19 protein-coding genes are annotated in these 20,294 nt (G+C 38.2%); 13 read left to right on the top strand and 6 right to left on the bottom strand.

The genetic code is table 11. The features are described 5' to 3' along the window. The first annotated feature begins 291 nt into the window (after positions 1-291). From cyoA to alr, 12 genes are all read left to right on the top strand, one after another. The gene (cyoA, locus tag ACSC97_RS10400; protein ID WP_004955080.1) at positions 292-1,347 is read left to right on the top strand and encodes a ubiquinol oxidase subunit II; all 1,056 of its coding nucleotides are present in this window, start codon (positions 292-294) and stop codon (positions 1,345-1,347) included. A 3-nt stretch (positions 1,348-1,350) separates the two neighbouring features. Beyond that, on the top strand, positions 1,351-3,342 hold the full coding sequence (cyoB, locus tag ACSC97_RS10395) for a cytochrome o ubiquinol oxidase subunit I (RefSeq protein ID WP_125299188.1): 1,992 nt from the start codon (positions 1,351-1,353) through the stop codon (positions 3,340-3,342). A 4-nt stretch (positions 3,343-3,346) separates the two neighbouring features. Continuing rightward, entirely contained in the window at positions 3,347-3,967 is a 621-nt protein-coding gene (cyoC, locus tag ACSC97_RS10390) for a cytochrome o ubiquinol oxidase subunit III (RefSeq protein WP_279679660.1), read from the top strand. Next, complete coding sequence (locus ACSC97_RS10385; protein WP_279679661.1) at positions 3,967-4,296, top strand: cytochrome o ubiquinol oxidase subunit IV; 330 nt, start codon at positions 3,967-3,969, stop codon at positions 4,294-4,296. Before cyoC ends, ACSC97_RS10385 begins: the two co-directional genes overlap by 1 nt. Before the next feature lie 10 nt (positions 4,297-4,306). Then, entirely contained in the window at positions 4,307-5,185 is an 879-nt protein-coding gene (gene cyoE / locus ACSC97_RS10380; protein WP_279679662.1) for a heme o synthase, read from the top strand. Positions 5,186-5,271: 86 nt separating this feature from the next. Next, the gene (locus ACSC97_RS10375) at positions 5,272-7,386 is read left to right on the top strand and encodes a hypothetical protein (RefSeq protein ID WP_436660826.1); all 2,115 of its coding nucleotides are present in this window, start codon (positions 5,272-5,274) and stop codon (positions 7,384-7,386) included. Between the two features lie 12 nt (positions 7,387-7,398). Next, the gene (locus ACSC97_RS10370) at positions 7,399-8,130 is read left to right on the top strand and encodes a DUF3142 domain-containing protein (protein ID WP_436660824.1); all 732 of its coding nucleotides are present in this window, start codon (positions 7,399-7,401) and stop codon (positions 8,128-8,130) included. A gap of 132 nt (positions 8,131-8,262) precedes the next feature. Continuing rightward, positions 8,263-8,646, top strand: a complete 384-nt coding sequence (gene rpsF, locus ACSC97_RS10365; protein ID WP_004912183.1) for a 30S ribosomal protein S6 — start codon at positions 8,263-8,265, stop codon at positions 8,644-8,646. 11 nt (positions 8,647-8,657) lie between these two features. After that, the gene (rpsR, locus tag ACSC97_RS10360) at positions 8,658-8,885 is read left to right on the top strand and encodes a 30S ribosomal protein S18 (protein ID WP_000090661.1); all 228 of its coding nucleotides are present in this window, start codon (positions 8,658-8,660) and stop codon (positions 8,883-8,885) included. Positions 8,886-8,897: 12 nt separating this feature from the next. Then, the gene (gene rplI, locus ACSC97_RS10355) at positions 8,898-9,344 is read left to right on the top strand and encodes a 50S ribosomal protein L9 (RefSeq protein ID WP_004912185.1); all 447 of its coding nucleotides are present in this window, start codon (positions 8,898-8,900) and stop codon (positions 9,342-9,344) included. 182 nt (positions 9,345-9,526) lie between these two features. Next, positions 9,527-10,972 (top strand): replicative DNA helicase, encoded by a 1,446-nt coding sequence (gene dnaB, locus ACSC97_RS10350; protein ID WP_436660821.1) that lies wholly within the window; start codon positions 9,527-9,529, stop codon positions 10,970-10,972. 56 nt (positions 10,973-11,028) lie between these two features. After that, positions 11,029-12,099 (top strand): alanine racemase, encoded by a 1,071-nt coding sequence (gene alr, locus ACSC97_RS10345; protein ID WP_279679664.1) that lies wholly within the window; start codon positions 11,029-11,031, stop codon positions 12,097-12,099. Positions 12,100-12,134: 35 nt separating this feature from the next. Here alr and ACSC97_RS10340 read toward each other — a convergent pair whose 3' ends face one another. From ACSC97_RS10340 to ACSC97_RS10325, 4 genes are all read right to left on the bottom strand, one after another. Further along, positions 12,135-12,869: a peptidase gene (locus tag ACSC97_RS10340; protein ID WP_419377943.1), complete on the bottom strand. Its 735-nt coding sequence runs from the start codon at positions 12,867-12,869 to the stop codon at positions 12,135-12,137. A gap of 15 nt (positions 12,870-12,884) precedes the next feature. Beyond that, entirely contained in the window at positions 12,885-13,664 is a 780-nt protein-coding gene (locus tag ACSC97_RS10335; RefSeq protein ID WP_436660819.1) for a transglutaminase family protein, read from the bottom strand. Beyond that, a complete protein-coding gene (locus ACSC97_RS10330; protein ID WP_005402357.1) occupies positions 13,661-14,263 on the bottom strand; it encodes an alpha-E domain-containing protein in 603 nt (200 codons plus the stop codon). The genes ACSC97_RS10335 and ACSC97_RS10330 overlap by 4 nt, the downstream gene beginning before the upstream one ends. Positions 14,264-14,349: 86 nt before the next feature. After that, positions 14,350-15,900, bottom strand: a complete 1,551-nt coding sequence (locus ACSC97_RS10325; protein WP_004912199.1) for a circularly permuted type 2 ATP-grasp protein — start codon at positions 15,898-15,900, stop codon at positions 14,350-14,352. Positions 15,901-16,112: 212 nt separating this feature from the next. Here ACSC97_RS10325 and ACSC97_RS10320 point away from each other — a divergent pair, with 212 nt between their 5' ends. Beyond that, a complete protein-coding gene (locus ACSC97_RS10320; protein WP_004955109.1) occupies positions 16,113-17,120 on the top strand; it encodes a helix-turn-helix transcriptional regulator in 1,008 nt (335 codons plus the stop codon). Positions 17,121-17,491: 371 nt separating this feature from the next. Here ACSC97_RS10320 and ACSC97_RS10315 read toward each other — a convergent pair whose 3' ends face one another. Together ACSC97_RS10315 and ACSC97_RS10310 are read right to left on the bottom strand one after the other, a co-directional pair. Beyond that, complete coding sequence (locus tag ACSC97_RS10315) at positions 17,492-18,811, bottom strand: adenylosuccinate synthase (protein WP_004912203.1); 1,320 nt, start codon at positions 18,809-18,811, stop codon at positions 17,492-17,494. 55 nt (positions 18,812-18,866) lie between these two features. After that, positions 18,867-20,033 (bottom strand): ATP phosphoribosyltransferase regulatory subunit, encoded by a 1,167-nt coding sequence (locus ACSC97_RS10310; RefSeq protein WP_436660815.1) that lies wholly within the window; start codon positions 20,031-20,033, stop codon positions 18,867-18,869. Positions 20,034-20,294: the final 261 nt, after the last annotated feature.

The raw sequence follows: 20,294 nt of genomic DNA, 5'->3' as shown, positions 1-20,294 counted from the left end.
AAGATATAAAAAAGAGGATTTACTCCTCTTTTTTTGTATATTAAATTGATATCTATAGAGAAAAATAACAACTGAACCCGAATCCCTACAAGATAAATCGGGTTTGAAAACAAGCATTTCAGCGTACTTTATCAGTAGCTTAGTTTTTCAATATGAGGCATAATGCCCTACAACGTAGCGGTGTCGGATAATTGACAAGCATTTCACAAAAAATTCTTATCAATCATGCGACACTTTAATCGCTATCCCATAATTTAATTAGGGAATGGGACTCTTCACCGAGGTTGTAAAATGAGACAAACGATTTTAGCTGTATTGTCTTTATCAACGATGGCTGCACTCTTGACTGGGTGTGGCGGTGATATGGTACTACTAAACAATAAAGGTCCAGTTGGTCAAGGTCAAAGTGACCTCATGATGACTGCGATCTATCTAATGCTTTTGGTGGTAATTCCATCAATTATCATGGCATTATGGTTTGGTTGGCAATATCGCGCATCGAATAAAGATGCAGACTATAAACCTACTTGGGCACACTCTACGACAATTGAGATCGTTGTTTGGGGTGTTCCTGTCATTATTATTGGTATTTTAGCTTGGTTAACTTGGTGGGGTTCCCACAAGTACGACCCTTACCGTCCGTTAGAGTCAGATAAAGCGCCTTTAACTGTTCAAGCCATCGCTGAGCAATTCAAATGGATTTTTATCTATCCTGAGCAAAACATTGCAACGGTAAACGAAGTACGCTTCCCAGAAAAAACACCTATTAGCTTCAAGATTACATCTAACTTCACAATGAACTCGTTCTTCATTCCTCAGTTAGGTGGTCAGATCTACGCTATGGCGGGTATGCAGACTCATCTTCACCTTTTAGCAGATGAACCAGGTGTATTCCGTGGTTTCTCAGCTAACTATTCAGGTTATGGTTTCTCACAAATGCGCTTCAAGGCACATAGTGTAACTGAACCAGAGTTTGCACAATGGGTAGAAGCTGTTAAAGCGGGTAATGGTACAAGTATCAATGCTGAAGCTATTCAAAAAGGTACACTTGACCAAGCTGAATTAGCGACACTTAAAGATGGCGATCGTTCTAAACATCAGATCGAAATTCTTGTAAACCGTGCTAAGGCTGCTGGTGATGAAGAAGCACTTGCTAAAGCTGAAGCTATGAAACCGTTCCCGAACAAGCCACACCCTGTGACTTATTACTCTTCAGTTGAGCCAAAATTGTTTGAAACAATTATCAACCACTACATGAGTAATTATCACGGTGCTGACCACTCTGCTGCTGGACATGCAACAGCAGAAACTCATGCTGCAGCTGAACATGCTGCTCAAGGGGAATAAGACATGGATATGATTTTTGGCAAATTAGGCTGGGATTCTATTCCAACAGAGCCGATTGTACTCGTTACCATGGTCATGATGGCTCTTGGTGGCATTGCAGTTCTAGGCGGTATTACCTATTTCAAAAAATGGGGATACTTATGGAACGAATGGTTCACATCTGTAGACCATAAGAAAATTGGTATCATGTATATCATCGTATCAGTAGTCATGCTTCTGCGTGGTTTCGCCGATGCGATTATGATGCGTTTACAACTTTTCCTCGCTAAAGGCGGTGGTGAAGGTTACTTACATCCAGACCATTACGATCAGATCTTTACAGCACACGGTGTAATCATGATCTTCTTCGTGGCTATGGGTCTCGTTGTAGGTATGATGAACATTTCTGTTCCATTACAAATCGGTGCTCGTGACGTAGCATTCCCATTATTGAACTCTTTAAGCTTCTGGTTATTTGCTGGTGCTGCTGGTTTGATGATGGCTTCACTTGTTTTAGGTGAATTCGCTGCGACTGGTTGGATGGCATACCCTCCTCTTTCAGGTATCCAATACTCGCCAGGTGTAGGTGTTGACTACTACATTTGGGCACTGCAAGTTTCAGGTTTAGGTACGCTTTTATCTGGTGTTAACTTCTTTGTTACCATCATCAAAATGCGCGCACCTGGCATGAAATTAATGGATATGCCTATTTTCACTTGGACATCACTTTGTACAGCGGTGTTAATTATTGCATCTTTCCCTGTGTTAACAGGTACGCTTGCAATGTTGACATTAGACCGTTACTTCGGCTTCCACTTCTTCACTAATGAGCTTGGCGGTAGTCCAATGCTATATGTGAACTTGATTTGGACTTGGGGTCACCCAGAAGTATACATCTTGGTGTTACCAGCATTTGGTCTATACTCTGAAATCGTTTCAACTTTCTCTCGTAAGACGTTGTTCGGTTACAAATCAATGGTATATGCAACTATCGCAATTACTGTTCTTGCGTTCGTTGTTTGGCTTCACCACTTCTTTACCATGGGTGCGGGTGCAAACGTTAACGCATTCTTCGGTATTATGACGATGGTTATTGCGATCCCTACAGGTGTGAAAATCTTCTCTTGGTTATTCACAATGTATAAAGGTCGTATTACCTATACTACACCGATGCTTTGGACACTAGGTTTCCTTGTAACCTTTGGTATTGGTGGTTTGACTGGCGTACTTATGGCTGTTCCACCAGCGGACTTCCTTGTACACAACTCACTCTTCTTGATCGCTCACTTCCATAACGTAATTATCGGTGGTGTGGTGTTTGGTATGTTTGCCGGCATCATTTTCTACTGGCCGAAAATGTTTGGTTGGAAACTCAATGAAGCTTGGGGTAAAGCTGCGTTCTGGTTCTGGTTCATCGGTTTCTACTTTGCATTCATGCCACTTTATATCCTTGGTTTCATGGGTATGACACGTCGTTTGAATACATATGACAACCCTGAATGGGATCCATACTTAGCAATTGCATTGTTTGGTGCTGTATTGATTGCTATCGGTATTGCTTGTTTCCTTATGCAGATCATCGTTGGTTTCTTACAACGTCATCAAAATATGGACTACACAGGCGATCCATGGGATGGTCGTACACTTGAATGGGCTACCTCTTCTCCTGCTCCGTTCTATAACTTTGCACATGTACCAGCAGCTGACGGTATCGACCGCTTCTGGACTGACAAAGAAAATGGTGTAGCATACGCTCGCGACACTAAATATGAAGATATCCATATGCCGACTAGTCGTGCAGCTGGTTTCATCATTGCAATGTTCATTACTGTTCTTGGTTTTGCATTGATCTGGCATATTTGGTGGCTTGTAGTTGTTTCATTCGTTGCTTCAGTTGTTAGCTTGATCGTAAGCTCATTCACTAAGAATGTTGATTACTACGTACCTGCTGCAGAAGTTGAGCGTATTGAAAATGAACGCTATGCGTTACTTGAAAAACACTTGAAGAAGGACTAAGGAAATGGCTGAAGTACTTCATCACGACAACCACGGTCATGACGGTCATCACGAACACGATGACACAGACTTAACGGTCTTTGGTTTCTGGACATATTTGATGAGTGACTTGATTCTTTTCGGATCACTCTTCATTGCGTTCGCTGTATTAAGCAGTCATATTCCGCCTGGTACTCCAAGTGCGAAAGATCTTTTTGGTGATTCTTTAGGTTTTGTTTTAACCGAGACTTTTGCCCTTTTGATCTCTTCGGTAACATTCGGATTTGCTGTTCTTGCATCTTATAAAAAGAACGTTAATAAAGTAATTACTTGGTTATTTGTAACTTTCTTATTTGGTGCATCGTTCATTGGGATGGAAATCTATGAATTCCATCACCTTGTACATGCTGGCCATGGTCCAACTCATAGTGCGTTCTTATCAGCATTCTTTACTTTAGTTGGTACACACGGTATCCACGTAACTTCTGGTTTAGTTTGGATGCTCGTGCTTATGTATCAAATCAAGAAGAATGGTTTGACACTACCGAATACACGTCGTCTTGCTTGCTTAAGCTTGTTCTGGCACTTCCTTGACATCGTTTGGATCTGTGTATTCAGCGTCGTTTACTTAATGGGAGTTCTCTAATGGGTGGTCATGACCATAATGCCGCAGGTGCATCACACGGTAACTTCAAACAGTACACGGTTGGTTTCATCCTGTCTGTTGTCCTCACCATCATTCCTTTTGGAATGGTGATGGCGGGTGGTTTTAGTCGTGGTATTTTAATGACTGTAATCGCAATTACAGCGGTTGCTCAGGTGCTTGTACAGCTTGTGTATTTCCTACACATGAATACATCATCAGAACAACGCTGGAACTTGATTGCATTCATCTACACAATCCTATGTATCGCTGTTCTTCTTGTTGGTTCAGTGTGGATTATGAATTACCTACACTACAACATGATGATCTAAACTGATTGTCATGTGGAAAAAGTATTTATTCCTGACTAAACCAGGAATTCTCTTCGGTAATTTTATTACCACCTTGGGCGGCTTCTTTTTAGCCGCCCAAGGCGCTATAGATATCCTCTTATTATTATTGACCTTACTGGGTACAACTTTTGTAGTTGCTTCTGGTTGTGTCGTGAATAATGTAATTGACCAAGATATCGATCAAAAAATGCAACGTACGATGAATCGTGCTCTTGTTAAAAAGACAATCTCTCCAACAATTGCAATGTTCTATGCATTGGTCTTAGGAGTTATTGGATTTGGCATTTTATGGTTCTTTGTAAATGCATATGCATTCTTGTTTGCTGTCATTGGTTTTGTTGTCTATGTCGGTTTTTATAGTTTGTGGACTAAACGTACTACAATCCATCAAACTGTAATTGGTAGTATTTCTGGAGCGAGTCCTCCTGTTATTGGTTATACGGCTGTAACTCAACAATTCGATATAGCTGCCCTATTAATTTTTGTTGCATATGCTTTATGGCAAATGCCACATTCTTGGGCGATTGCTATCTATCGTTTTGATGATTATAAAAACGCAGGAGTACCAATTTTACCTGTAGCACGCTCTATTCTACGCACGAAAATAGAATCCTTAATTTATGTGATTTTATTTACTATTGCGATGAATGCTTTATATGTCTATGGATATACCAATATTGTATTCTTGGTGATCTGTAATTTACTTTGTGCTTACTGGTTCTATATTGGTATTTTAGGTTTTAAAGCTGAAAATGATCAACTTTGGGCAAAACGCTTTTTCTTATTTTCAGTGATTTTGATTACTGTAATTAGTTTAAGTTTCAGTTTTACTTTTAATAGTCCTGCGCCCACCTTCCCTATTTTCTAAAAAGATAGAGGAACCTCTATCTTTTTATTCTCCGCTTCAATTGTTATCATTTCGTGCAATAAAAACATTCATACTTTATTGCCTAAATGAAACTTCAAAATATATCGATTTTAAAACCCATTCTTTATACATTTATCACAGCAATTTCTATTCAAGCTCAAAGTATTTATGCTGGAGCTGAAAATATCTGTGAACCAAATCTACACTTAGATGATCGCGATCTAAATGGTTGCAGTAATTTACCTGTTCTATATCCTTCAAATGATAGTCAAACTAATACCGCCTTATTACTAAGTGATTTGGGTTTAGCTGAAATCGAACCAATGCCGATAGATCAAAACTTATGGGACGCGACTTTTGGTTATGTGCCATTTGATGCTGCAAATGTATCGTTGGCAACGAAGAATAAAATTCAGAATCAGAGAAATGAATTAACAGTAAAAGACGAAATCATATTTGATGAACGTTGTTATAGTTTTAATTCAGGCAACTATGCTTTTATTAATCAAGTTAAAACCCATAAACTAATTCCAGCAAATGAAAAGCTTGTTCTGATCAACGAACGCAAGAAGATGAATCAATGTGACAATAAAATTGCATTGATCTCTATCGATCCAAATTGGTCAACAACCACGCGTCAATACGCATCTTATTTAAATGCGAGTATTTTGTTTTATAATGCTAACTATTCATCTTCTACGAAAATTTTTACGGTATTAACTTCGGTTGAAGATGCATGGTTGAAAGAAACAGCTCAATATATGTTGATTCGGACGACACTCAATTCAGCTTATGCAACAGGTGTTGATCAATACGGTGATGTATACCTTGATAATATTAATCAAAATTTACTAAAACAGTTCTTAGGTCATATCACGAACTATCTAAATGCTTACCCTAATGGTCGTTATGTAGCAAGTGCGCGTGGATTTTTACGTCGTGGTTTTTGGTTATCTAAACGCCAAGATCTTTTAGTCAATGAGATCGTGTGGCAAATTCAAAATCCTAAATCTAAATTTTACAATTTAGATATGGGACAACTTCCTGCTGAAATTGATAGACGTATTTTTAGTAGCAATTCATTTGAACTCAAAAATCTCAAGGACCCTTTTTTCTTGACGATATATAATTTAATGAACATGCGTTACTACAAAACTGAAGGTTACCAACCTATTACGTGGTCTCAACTTAATGCACAAAAAGATTTCTTTAAAACTCAACCTGAGTTATTTAATTATTTAAGAGCAATTCATTTATTTTTTATCCAGAATAAACCCCGAGAAGCTTTAAATTATTTACCAAAGTCAAATACTAAAAATAGTAATTATTTACAACTGAGCCAAACTTTTTTAAAAGGTCAAATATTGGAAAAACTCGGTCAAAACCAATCTGCTGAAGAATACTGGACTAATCAGCTTGCTCAAGCACGTACACTTTATCAGAAAGGTTTATTTGAAACCGCATTATCCAAACATTTGAATATCAAACAAGATTATTCAGCTTTTATAGGAAAGCAAGCGAAAATAAGCCAACCAAATCTACAAAGACAATTTATAACTCAACAAGCTAATATAGATAGTTTAGACAAGATTATTCAATCTAATCAAAGCACTGTCGATCAAAAACAAGCTGCTATTCATACCTTATTAAGCAAAAGTTTAGTTCACCAGAGATTCGATTTATTTCAACAGAAATATTCATATTTGCCTAAAAATGCGAGTGAATACAAAGGACATTCAAGCGCAAAAGAACACTTAAAAAACAAACCTGAGTTTGCTAATTTTATTTGGAATGGATCAAACATCACGGCTCAACTCAAATGCGATAATCTCTTAACATTGACCCAACAACTCAGTAAATTGCCAAATGATCCCCTCCTTAACATTTGTTTGGGAGAGTTTATGCGAAGTGAACAAGGTTATAGCCTGCAACAACTCAGCTATGACGAGCAACAAAAACCAACTATAAGTGGAAAAATTTTTGCTCGCGGTGAAATTTATAAAGATATTATCAAATCCTCTCGAAAAGATGATTTACATGCTTATGCACTTTATAGGGCAATTCAATGTTATGCGCCGAGTGGAATAAATGATTGCGGGGGTACCGAAGTGACTAAAAACACACGTAAGCAATGGTACGATCAAATCAAAAGAGATTATCCAACAAGTGTATGGGCTAGATCACTGAAATATTATTGGTAGGTTTATCCTTTAATGTGGTTAAGGTGTATTCTTTTTAGTGTGTTGCTGTTGATATTAGGACTAAACCAACCGAGTCGACCAGCAACTCCAACTATCGATGCCAATCAATTTCAATCCTTTTGGATTTGGGGTGAGATAAAATCTGCCCCCTATCTTTCAAAGGCTAAAGAGCTTTATATTCTGCAAGGTGAAATCCGTTATTCAAAACAAAAACAGACTTCAATTTTGATACCGCAAGGTATTGGTACTTTAAAACTACCCAATCAAAAAATTTGGCTCGTTTTTCGAACCCACCACTTAGATTGGAGTTCACAAAATTACAAAACCATCTTAACTCGCTTAAATCATTGGAAAAATCTAGGCAATCAGATTGAAGGAATTCAAATTGATTTTGACAGTAAAACCCGCAATCTAAATGAATACGCATATTTTTTAAGTCAATTCAGAAGTCAACTTCCCGCTCAATATAAACTCAGTATTACAGGATTACTTGATTGGACAAATTTTAAAGAGCAAGGCACCCTAAAACTTCTTAGACAAAATATTGATGAACTAGTGATCCAAACCTATCAAGGCACCACCTCTATTCCCAATTACCCTGAATATTTAAAACGTATAGCAAGTCTTAAACTGCCTTATAAAATTGGTTTTGTGCAATATGGAAAATTATATAGTGACTTAAAGACAGTTCATGATCCGCATTTTAAAGGCTATGTGATCTTTTTACTGCGTGAAAAACCGTGAATTTACTTGCGATTTGGGTGAAAGGTGTCTAAAATCGCAGCTTCGCAATTTGCGACATAACTTTTTAAGTTATGACTCCTTGCTTCTGACTCATTTTAAGTTAGGGGCTGCTTAAACCGTAAGGAGCTGACAATGCGTCACTACGAAATCGTACTATTGGTACACCCAGACCAAAGCGATCAAGTTGTAGGTATGGTTGAACGCTATATCTCTCAGATCAAAGAAGCTGATGGTCAAATTCACCGTTTAGAAGATTGGGGCCGCCGCCAATTGGCTTACCCGATTAACAAGATTCACAAAGCACACTACATTCTTATGAATGTTGAATGTGGTCAAACGACTCTTGATGAATTAGAAGAATTGTTCCGTTATAACGATGCAATCATTCGTAACATCATCATCCGTCGTGAACACGCAATTACTGAAGAATCTTTACTTGCTAAGAGTGCTGAAGAAAAACGTGCGCGTAAAGCTCAACGTGAAGAAGCACAACAAGCAATTCAAGAAGCTGAATAAGGAGAACATCAATGGCACGTTTTTACCGTCGTCGCAAGTTCTGCCGCTTTACAGCTGAGAATGTTGCGTACATCGACTACAAAGATATCGACACTTTAAAACAGTACATCACTGAAAACGGCAAGATTGTTCCTAGCCGTATTACAGGTACTAAAGCTCGTTATCAACGTCAATTAGCGTTAGCTATTAAACAAGCTCGCTATTTGTCTTTGATTCCGTACACTGACAACCATAAGTAAGTGAGGTGAGCTGTGGACGTTATCTTATTACAACGCATTAAGAACCTTGGTAAATTAGGCGACAAAGTATCAGTAAAAGCTGGTTACGGTCGTAACTTCTTGATCCCTCAAGGTAAAGCTGTAGCTGCAACTGAAGCAAACACTGCTGCATTTGAAGCTCGTCGTGCTGAACTTGAGAAACAAGAAGCTGCTATTTTAGCTGCTGCGAACGCACGTGCTGAACAATTGAACGAAGTAAATATCGTTATCACTGCTAAAGCTGGTGATGAAGGTAAACTTTTCGGTTCTATCGGTACTCGTGACATCGCTGACGCTTTAACGAACGCTGGTCTAGCAGTAGATCGTGCAGAAGTTCGTTTACCAAACGGTGCGCTTCGTCACACTGGTGAATTCAACATCGCAATCCAATTGCATCATGATGTTGTTGCTGAAGTTCTCGTTACTATCGTATCTGAGTAATTTCTGCAAAAAAAAGAGCATGTTTTTACATGCTCTTTTTTTATGTCCATAATTTAGATTTAAGCTTTGATTCTACTTTTTCATCACTTAAACAATTTTCTTTAATAAACTTCTCCTGTTGCTATCCATTTGGATTAAGATAGTCATTCATTCACGGTTTCAACTTTTTATTAGGTCTTGTTATGTCACAGGCAAATGCCAATTTTGCAAAAAATACTCCCAACGCTGAGAGTAAAGTGAATAACTCAAGTCAACTAAAAGAGTTTAGAACGCCTCCTCATAATCTTGCGATTGAGCAAGCTGTTTTAGCTGCATTAATGACGGTAGCAGAATCATTTGAACAAGTGGGTGACTTACTCAAGGAAAATGATTTTTACGCAACTCGACATAAGTATATTTATCGAGCTATTGAAAAATTAGCGCAAGAAAACTCACCTTATGATGCAGTGTTAGTCAATGACTGGTTACTTAAGCAGAATCTACTCGATGCGATTGGCGGTGAAGAATACTTAATGCAATTGATGGCGGATTCACCATCAAGCTTCTATAACCTTGAGATCTATGCCAGCAAAATTAAGGAATTTTCAACCTTACGCAGTATGATCAAAGTCAGTACTGATATTTTACAAAATGCTTACGACACCAAAGGTCGCCCTGTTAGTGAAATTCTAGACTTAGCTGAAACTAATATTTTCTCTTTAGCGGAACAGCACAACAACAATAAAAAAGATTCAGGTCCAAAGTCGATCAGCTCAGTAACAGCTGATGTAATTAGCAAATTAGATGAGCTTTCCAAAATGGATGGCAACATCACAGGACTTTCTACAGGTTTTCTTGAATTAGACAATAAAACCTATGGTATGCAGGCGGGCGATTTAATTATTGTTGCTGCACGTCCTTCGATGGGTAAAACCACGTTTGCCATGAATTTAGTCGAGAGTGTACTGTTTAATTGCAACCTCCCTGCTCTTGTTTACTCTATGGAAATGCCAGCAGATTCAATCGCAATGCGTTTGATTTCCTCTTATGGGAAGGTTCATCAAGGGCATCTACGTTCAGGTAAATTGGACGGCGACGAATGGTCAAAAGTAACTGGTACGATTTTACAATTACAGGAAAAACATCTTTATATTGATGATTCATCTGCATTACCTCCAACTGAAGTTCGTGCACGTGCAAGGCGTATTGCCAAAATGCATGATGGAAAAATCGGTTGCATCATGGTCGACTATTTACAGTTGATGAAAGTTCCAGGTATGGGTGATAACCGTGTTGGTGAGATTTCTGAAATTTCGCGAAGCTTAAAAGCATTAGCAAAAGAAATGAACTGCCCTGTAATTGCATTATCTCAGCTTAACCGAAGCCTGGAAAATCGCCCAAATAAACGGCCAGTAATGTCTGACTTGCGTGAGTCTGGAGCGATCGAGCAAGATGCCGACTTGATTATGTTTATTTACCGTGATGAGGTTTATAACAAAGAATCTAAAGAGGCTGGAACAGCAGAAATCATCATTGGTAAACAGCGTAATGGACCTATTGGTACTGTCCGTCTCGCCTTTGAAGGACAATATACTCGCTTTAGTAATCTTTCACCTGAATTCTATGCACAATTTGATGATGAAGAATAACGCATAATATTTTGTAATCTGACTTATTTTCTAGCCGTCCCAAAGGAGTACTCAGGGTGCGCCAAGCAACAATTTATATTGATAGTGAAGCACTACAATATAATTTAAACCGTGTTAAACAACTTGCACCACATTCCCAAATTGTAAGTATGGTGAAAGCCAATGCATATGGGCATGGAGTACAGGATTGTTTAGCCGCCTTAAATGCAACGGATGCTTTTGGTGTAGCTTGTTTGGAAGAAGCTTTAGATATTAGGCGACTAGGGTATACGCAACCGATCACCTTAATTGAAGGTGTATTTACTGAAGATGAGATGGAAGATGTTATTCAACAGAAACTTGAATGCGTTGTACATCGACATGAGCAAGTAGAATGGTTAATCCAAAATAAAGAAGCCTATAATGCCTTAGGACTTAAGGTTTGGGTAAAACTAAATAGCGGGATGAATCGCTTAGGTTTTAAGAGTAATGAAATTATAGCCGTTATTCATCAACTAAAATCATTGAATTTTAACTGTGTACTCACTATGCATTTTGCAAATGCGGATGTAGATCACCCGTTAAATGAGCAACAGATTCAACAATTTTTAGACGTAAAAAATGCATGTGAACCAATATTAGCCTCTTGTTGTAATTCTGCTGCTATCTATAAATATCCAAACTTACATTTTGATTATGTACGTCCCGGGATTATGCTTTATGGTGCAACACCTTTTGCAGATAAAGATGTTAATGAACTTGATTTGAAACCTGTAATGAGTTTTGAAGCAGAAATTATTGCACTAAATCAAATACAAGCAGGCGAAAGCGTTGGTTATGGTTCTACTTTTACAGCAACGAATAGTATGCAAATTGCAATTGTTTCTATTGGCTATGGTGATGGCTATCCACGTGCATATGTAAAACCTAATTACGTAGCGATTGATAAGCAACTAACTCCTGTTATTGGTCGAGTAAGTATGGACATGATTGCGATCGACACAACTAATCTTCAAGTTAAAGTCGGCACCAAAGTTGAACTTTGGGGTAAAACACGATTGGTTGATGATGTCGCAAATGCAAATGGTACGATCGGTTATGAACTTCTATGCCGACTAAGTAATAGACCACAAAGACAACGTATCTAATAAATAAAAATCCAAGCAAAAGCTTGGATTTTTTCTTATAAGCCGTAATCCGCTGTAGGTTTTGGCAACTCTTGTAAACCTCGACGTAGCGTCTCTGACCACTGTTTACTAATTTGAGTAAAATATGGATCTTCCTCACTAATTCGTTTGCCTTCAGGAATAACGTAACTATCTTTGTGATATACCAAAGCGTCCAAAGGTAAACCTACAGATACATTTGAGCGTAGCGTTGAATCAAATGAAATCAAAGAACAGCGCAAAGCATCATCAAGTGGCATCGTATAGTGCAAAGCTCGATCTAGTATAGGTTTACCGTACTTGCTTTCACCAATCTGAAAATAAGGTGTATCCGTAGTTGCGCAAATAAAGTTTCCTTGAGGGTAAACATTATAGAGCTGCATTTCCTCACCTTTAATCTGTCCACCCACCAAGATACTACATGAATAATTCATCTGTTCTTGCGTATTACTTGTGATGTCTTCTAAAACTCTGCGCAAAGTTTTACCAACAAGTTCAGCTACCTCAAACATTGTATTTACAGTGTATAGATTTGGCTCTTGATGCAATGTTAAAGAATTTTGTAGATGTCCTAAAACCGCTTGTGTTGTCGCTAAATTACCAGCGGTCTGAAGTGCGATGAAACGCTCACCCTTGATACCAAAAGTATGTAATTTACGAAATACTGAAATATGATCGACCCCTGCATTTGTTCTAGTATCACTGATGAGTACTAAACCTTGCTCCAATCTTAATGCACAACAATAGGTCATCTTGCTCTCTTTTCTTCAACACGCTAAAACCTGAACAACCGACATCATACTCTCCACACCACCCTGTTCACGAACCCCACGAATAGGAGCAACATCAAGATAATCTCGACCAACTGCAACATAGATGTGATTTTGAGGGCTAAATATCTGGTTACTAACATCGAAACAATACCATTGATTGTCAACAAATACTTCTGCCCATGCATGACTGGCAAGGTGCGGTTGATTCTGATCATACAAATAACCAGAAACATAACGTGCAGGTAAATGTAATGCTTTACACATTGCAATCATGACATGTGCATGGTCTTGGCAAACACCTTTAGCAGCATAAAATGCATCTGTAGCCAATGTTGTGACAGATGTGCTCTCAGGTTGGTATGGCATTTTTTCTAATATCTTCTCAGATAAAAGAATTAAATGCTGTCGATCTTTGGCACGAACAATATTTTGTGCGAAATACAACATCTCCTGATCACAATGAGTCAGACTGGTTCTTTGCAGAAAAATATAAGGCGAAATTTCATTTTCGAAATGCCCGATTTCAGTTTCAAATAGATCTACAATTCCTTGAGCCATGATCGTCAAATATCGGTAATCATGACGCTGTGTTGCAGTTAACCAGAGATTATTAAAGGCATCGCGTTGGCAACGATATTCGCCTGGTACACTGATATGCCAATTCTCAATAATCTGATGCTTAGAACTTTGCGGCATCATCTTAATTGACTGCACGCTATTACGTGCATTTTGTGTATATCGATAGTGTGTTTGATGATTTACCATAAGTTTCATGCATACACCTCAAATTGATTTTCCAATTTATAAGTAAATTCATAAAACTGATTCAGATATGGTTGATCTTTCAATCCATTCCAGCTGTGTTGAAGATCACTCCAACCCAAATTAGAAAGCTGAACTATCATCGGATCAATTGAATCAAGAACAGAATGTATATTTTTATGGAATCTAAAATGTGTGTCGATTTGTTCAACAGACTGACCTAGATGAAAAAATAGAAAAACCTCCTCTTTCTCATTTTTTAAAATCTCTCGACAATCTTGAACTAGCTCTAAAATCATGTCAGGTGTATTGGTCGCATTTTTTATCAACGTGTTTAATTCAGCATATGCAGTTGCTGAAAACAAAGCTCTAAGTTCTTGGATATTATTACGAGCAATTTCGAGTTGATTAATTAATGAGTAAGGTTGTTTCTCATCTAGCATAAATTGATTCAAATTTTCTGCATCTTCAATATGCAAACATAAACCTTGAGCAAACACTTCTGCTTTTTGATCATCCACAAAAGGGAGTTGCTCCGCAACGTAACCGATTCTAAATAAATAACGACCTAACCAATATACATGTTGAGCACTTGAAATGAGTAACGTCATAGATATCCTCCTTTATTTTTAAAATTTCCAAATCACCCATCCAAGTCAATTAAATGAGTGAGTCGATTGAACAATGAGAAGGAAAATTAGGAACGTAACGTTTCTACCACCCAAGTATCTTTAATACCCCCACCCTGTGAGGAATTTACAACAAGCGAACCTGCTTGCATCGCAACTCGCGTTAATCCTCCCGGTACTATTTCAGTACGATAAGGAGAACTTAATACAAATGGTCGTAAATCAATATGTCGTTCAGCTAGCCCATCGACAGTTAGTGTTGGCGCCACAGACAACGCTAAAGTAGGCTGAGCAATATATAAATGTGGCGTCGCCATAATCTTTAATTTAAATGCTTCTATCTGTGCCTGATCTGCTTGTGGTCCGATCAGCATTCCATATCCACCAGAGCCTTGGGCCTCTTTTACCACTAATTTTTCTAAATGATTTAATACATAATCTAATTGATCATCTTCGCGACATTGATATGTTGGTACGTTATTTAGAATTGGTTTTTCACCCAGATAATATTCAATCATTTGACCAACATAAGGATAAACAGATTTATCATCAGCAACACCTGTACCTGGTGCATTTGCAATCACAACATTATGTTGTAAATATGCCGACATTAATCCTGCAACGCCCAATGTACTATCTGGTCTAAAGACTAAAGGATCTAAGAAATCATCATCAACACGACGATAAATTACATCCACTTGTTGACGTCCACGAATTGTTTTTACAAATACTTTATCATTCTCAACAAATAGGTCTCGACTCGTAACCAAGGGTACATCCATTTCCCGTGCCAAAAATGCATGTTCATAATAAGCACTATTAAAACGCCCTGGTGTTAACACCACGATTAAAGGTTGATCCACATAAGCATTCTCCGTCAGCACTTGCTTCAACAGAGTCGGATAGTGTTCGATACCTTGTAAATTATTACTCACACATAAATCAGGCATCAATTTTTGGCTAATTTTTCTACTCTCAAGCATATATGACACACCTGAAGGTGTTCTCAAATTATCCTCTAGTACAAAAAAATCACCCTGATCATCTCTGATAATATCGATACCACTAATTTGTGAATATATCTTTCCTTTGAGGTGGTGCTTCAGCATATGAGGCTGAAAAGCTTCATGAGTCATAATTTGTTGCGCAGGAATAATGCCTTCTTTTAGGATATTTTGACCGTGATAAATATCATCCAAGAAGTAATTCAAAGCTTTAACACGCTGCTCACAGCCTGAAGAAATTTTTTCCCATTGTTTTTTTTCAATAACACGTGGAATCAAATCAAAAGGAATGGTACGTTCAGTACCCTCTTGATCTCCATAAACATTAAACGTAATCCCTTCATATAGAAAATGCTGTTTAGCGGCTGCACCTAGATTTTTTAATTCATCAAGACTTCGCTGACTTAACCATTCCTCGATCTTCTTAGAAGCTTCACCGTTAAAACTTTTATCATCCAGCATCTCATTAAAGAATTTTGATTTAAGCTGCTCAAACAAATTTGTATTAACTTTGAGCTGTGAAATAAATGTAGACGATTGTAAATTTACTGCTGTTGTTTGCTCCGTCGCATAGTAATCAGTCGTGATAAATAGATCGTGTTCTTGTTCTGACATAGAAACCTCGTCTCATCATTAATTTATATCTCTAATAAGCAATTTCAATGCCACTTATAATATATGTATATTTTTTAACCAAGATTTATATGCTCTATTAAACTTAGCCATGTTTCAGTCGTAAATGCGTAATCTCTGTGTTATGAACTTGCTAAATCAAGTGAGTTTTTTTATTGTGTACACTTTAGAGCATTGAGTTAAATTCAGAACTTATGTCATCCATACAAGAAAAAGAAACTTCAAATAGCCTTTATCGCCAATGGCAAATATTGTCTCGCCTATCTACTGGTAAATGGATGGGTACACGTGAACTACAAGAAATATTGGAACGTGAAGGCATTGATATAAGTTTGCGCACCATTCAAAGAGATCTAAATCAAATTGCACAACGCTTCCCGATTGAAAGCAACAAAACCGTACCACAAGGTTGGCGCTGGCGTTCAGATGCACCGATCCAAAGCTTACCGCATATGACTAGTTCCCAAGCAGTAACTTTTATGATGGTAGAAGAACACCTACGCCATTTACTACCGCCGAGTCTACTCGAAGAGATGACGCCTTGGTTTGATTTAGCGAAACGTAGTCTTTCAACACAAAATAACGTGCGCCAATGGATTAATCGAGTTCGTATCGTGCCAGCGAACCAACCTTTAATACCGCCAATGGTCGATAAAAATGCACAACAAGCCATTTATGAAGGCTTATTGCAAGATAAACAAATCGAATGTGTTTATCGTGCCAGAATTAATCAAGGCGAAGATAAAACCTATATCTTAAATCCCCTAGCATTGGTTCAAAAAGGTGCTGTGATTTATCTTATTTGTACACGTAATGATAAAACAGAAGTTCAAACATTTGCCTTGCACCGTTTTAAAGCAGCGACTGTTCTTGAAAGTCGTGCTCTACATCCCGTTAACTTTGATATTGATCACTACATTGATTCGGGTGCTCTTGGTTTTAGAGTGGACTACAGCAAACCAACCGAACAAATTCAGCTCAAGCTCACAATGAGCGAAAGCACTGCTCAAAGCTTTTATGAAAGCCAACTTAGCAAAGATCAAACGATTACATCTCTAGAAGAAAATATTGTAGAAGTTGTGGCAACAGTTCCATTTACATCACAACTCGTTTGGTGGCTGAGAAGTTTTGGTAAAAAATTACTCAATATCGAACCTGCGGCTGTTTATAATGCAGTGAGAGAGATTGAAAATAATGAATAAAAAAGAGAACCATTTGGTTCTCTTAGACTTATTAAATTTTTTATATTTAAAGATAAGGTTTTTATTTTTATACATATTGTATAGGACTTATTTTTTCGCCCGCCAGATCAAAATAAGTCCCTCCAACGATGAAAAGCTGATAATGAATTAACATCGGCATGCAAGTTCATATCCATTATAGCGAATCGTCTTTTTCGTCATAGTTAAAGCCCTCTTTGTTTGAACGTACAATCAATATAATCAAGATTTCTCAAGCTGTGAAATAAGAAAGATCGCAATGAAAATCTAATTATCTGCTAGGGATTTTAAATATATAAAGCTTTTAAAATAAAAAAGCTCCCTATAAGGGAGCTTTTAATTATTCACTCAGCTTAAGCTGAAAATGGATGACGTAAAATAATTGTTTCCGCACGATCAGGACCAGTTGAAATAATATCAATTGGACATTCGATCAACTGCTCAAGGCGTTTAACATATGCCAAAGCGTTTGCAGGAAGTTGATCAACCTGAGTTAAACCTACTGTAGATTCGCTCCAACCTGGCATAGTTTCATAGATAGGCTTCAAGCTTTCAAATGAAATCGCGTCAGAAGAACCTGCACAGCCTGAATCAACATCTTCATAGCCTACACAGATTTTTATTTCTTCTAAACCATCAAGTACATCTAACTTAGTTAAGCAAATACCAGATAAAGAGTTCACTTCAACAGAACGGCGAAGAATTTCGGCATCAAACCAACCACAACGACGTTGACGTCCAGTAGAAGCACCAAACTCATGCCCCACTGTACCTAAATGACGACCAATTGCATCACCTGTATCTGTTGCTGCATCATAGTGCAACTCTGTAGGGAATGGACCTGCACCTACACGTGTTGTGTATGCTTTAGTGATCCCAAGTACATAATCTAAATGTAATGGGCCCATACCCGAACCAGAACTCACACCACCAGCAGTTGTGTTCGAACTAGTTACATAAGGATAAGTACCATGATCGATATCAAGTAATGAACCTTGTGCACCTTCGAACATGATTGCTTTGCCTTCTTTACGATAATCATGCAACACCTTAGTTACATCGATCACTAATGGTGCAAGAACCTCACGCCATTCATTGCAAAGTGCAATCACATCTTCAAACTTAACTTCTTCAACGCCATAGAATTGGGAAAGTTGGAAGTTGTGAAGCTCAAGCATTTCTTTGAGTTTTTCTTCAAGTACTGCACCACCACGAACAAGATCAGCTACGCGTACAGCACGACGAGCAACTTTATCTTCATAAGCAGGACCAATACCACGACCAGTCGTACCAATCTTAGCATTGCCACGCTTTTTCTCACGTGCTTGGTCAAGTGCAATATGATTTGGCAAAATCAATGGGCAGTTTGGAGAAATACGAAGACGCTCTTTAACAGGTACGCCTTCAGCTTCCAAAATCGCCATTTCTTTGATTAATGCTTCAGGTGAAAGCACAACACCATTACCAATTAAGCACAATACGTTTTCACGTAAAATACCAGATGGAATGAGGTGTAATACAGTCTTTTTACCACCGACCACCAGAGTATGACCCGCGTTATGTCCACCTTGATAGCGAACTACTGCAGCCGCTTGGTCTGTGAGCAGGTCGACGATTTTACCTTTACCTTCGTCGCCCCATTGGGTACCAAGTACCACAACATTTTTGCCCATAATAGCCTCATTACATCATGCTGTTAAAATTGGAAACTAAGTCAAAACTTAGCAATTAAATTTTTTCAATTACCCATTGCCCATTCTGTGACACCATTTGATGCGTCGCATAAGGAACAGAGTTTAAATCATCTTTACCTAACAGTTGCACTACACGCATACCTTGATGACGTGCATCTGCAATTGCTTTCAATAAATTTTGATCATTTCCACGAGGAGCTACTATCGTTTCAATTTTAGTAAACTGAGTAGACCCTAATGCATATAAATCACAGCTAAAACCAGTCGCAGGACGTGAACGACCAAAGTGTTCACCAATTCCATCATAACGACCACCTTGAGCTAGTGGTGCTGCGCGATTTGGCGCGTAAATGGCATACATTAAACCAGTGTGATAGTGATAACTACGAAGCTCAATCACATCAATACCGATGTTTAAATTCGACCATTTAGACTGAATTTGTGTAAATGTGCTTTCTAAAGCCTCAAATGCAGCTTTGAAGTCAGCATCATTTAAAATATCTTGGCTAAGATTCGCTTTTAATGCACCCAAATCACTTGCGTAACGACCTAATGCATAAAAATCAGAGCCCATTGATAAGTCTTGGGTAAACTCAGCTAATTCTGGTAAAGCTTTACGCTGATAAAGATCAGAAAGTTGATTCTCTGTATTTTTATTTAAACCAGCACGCTTAACTAAGCTACGGAATAAACCTACATGACCTAAGTCTAAATGAGCGCCTTCTAAAGTATGCGCTTGTTCAATTAGACCTAACATCACATCAATCATTTCAACATCAGCTTCGATGCTATCATGACCATATAGCTCAGCACCCAACTGTAAAGGCGCACGCGTTGCATTGAAATTCTGTGGTTTAGTATGAAGCACAGTGCCTGCGTAGCAATAACGAGCTACCCCCTCAATTGGTCGTACATGTGCATCAATACGCGCTACTTGAGGTGTCATATCGGCACGAACACCCAACAAGCGACCAGAAAGTTGATCTATAACTTTGAAAGTAACTAAATCTAAATCTTGATTTGATTCTGAAAGTGAAGACAACGATTCGATGTATTCAATAAATGGCGTATACACCAATTGATAACCTCGAACTGCGAGGAAATCTAGAGCTTCTCGGCGCAATGTTTCGACAACTTGCGCTTGTTCGGGTAATACATCTGCCACCCCGTCAGGGAGCAACCATGTCTCTGAAATGGTCATGTTCCAAACCTAAAATCTGTTTAACGTGGAGGCATCCACATAAAAAGCAACCACATAAAAAAATCGGGTGAATGCCCGATTCAGCGTAGTGTAGCATGAAGATTTATGTGATGCACCTTCGAATTTGAATAATTCTTTACCATTTAACTAGGGTGTGTTGACACTTTTAGCTTAAAAAAATAGCGAAGTAGTAAAATCAAATCGCCAAACCCAATTTTACTATTCGCTATGCCTCGTACCATGCTGACAGATCAACACTGG

The sequence above is a fragment of the Acinetobacter sp. P1(2025) genome, assembly GCF_051390655.1.
GTDB classification, from domain to species: domain Bacteria; phylum Pseudomonadota; class Gammaproteobacteria; order Pseudomonadales; family Moraxellaceae; genus Acinetobacter; species Acinetobacter junii.
This window is presented reverse-complemented; position numbering and strand designations above follow the sequence as displayed.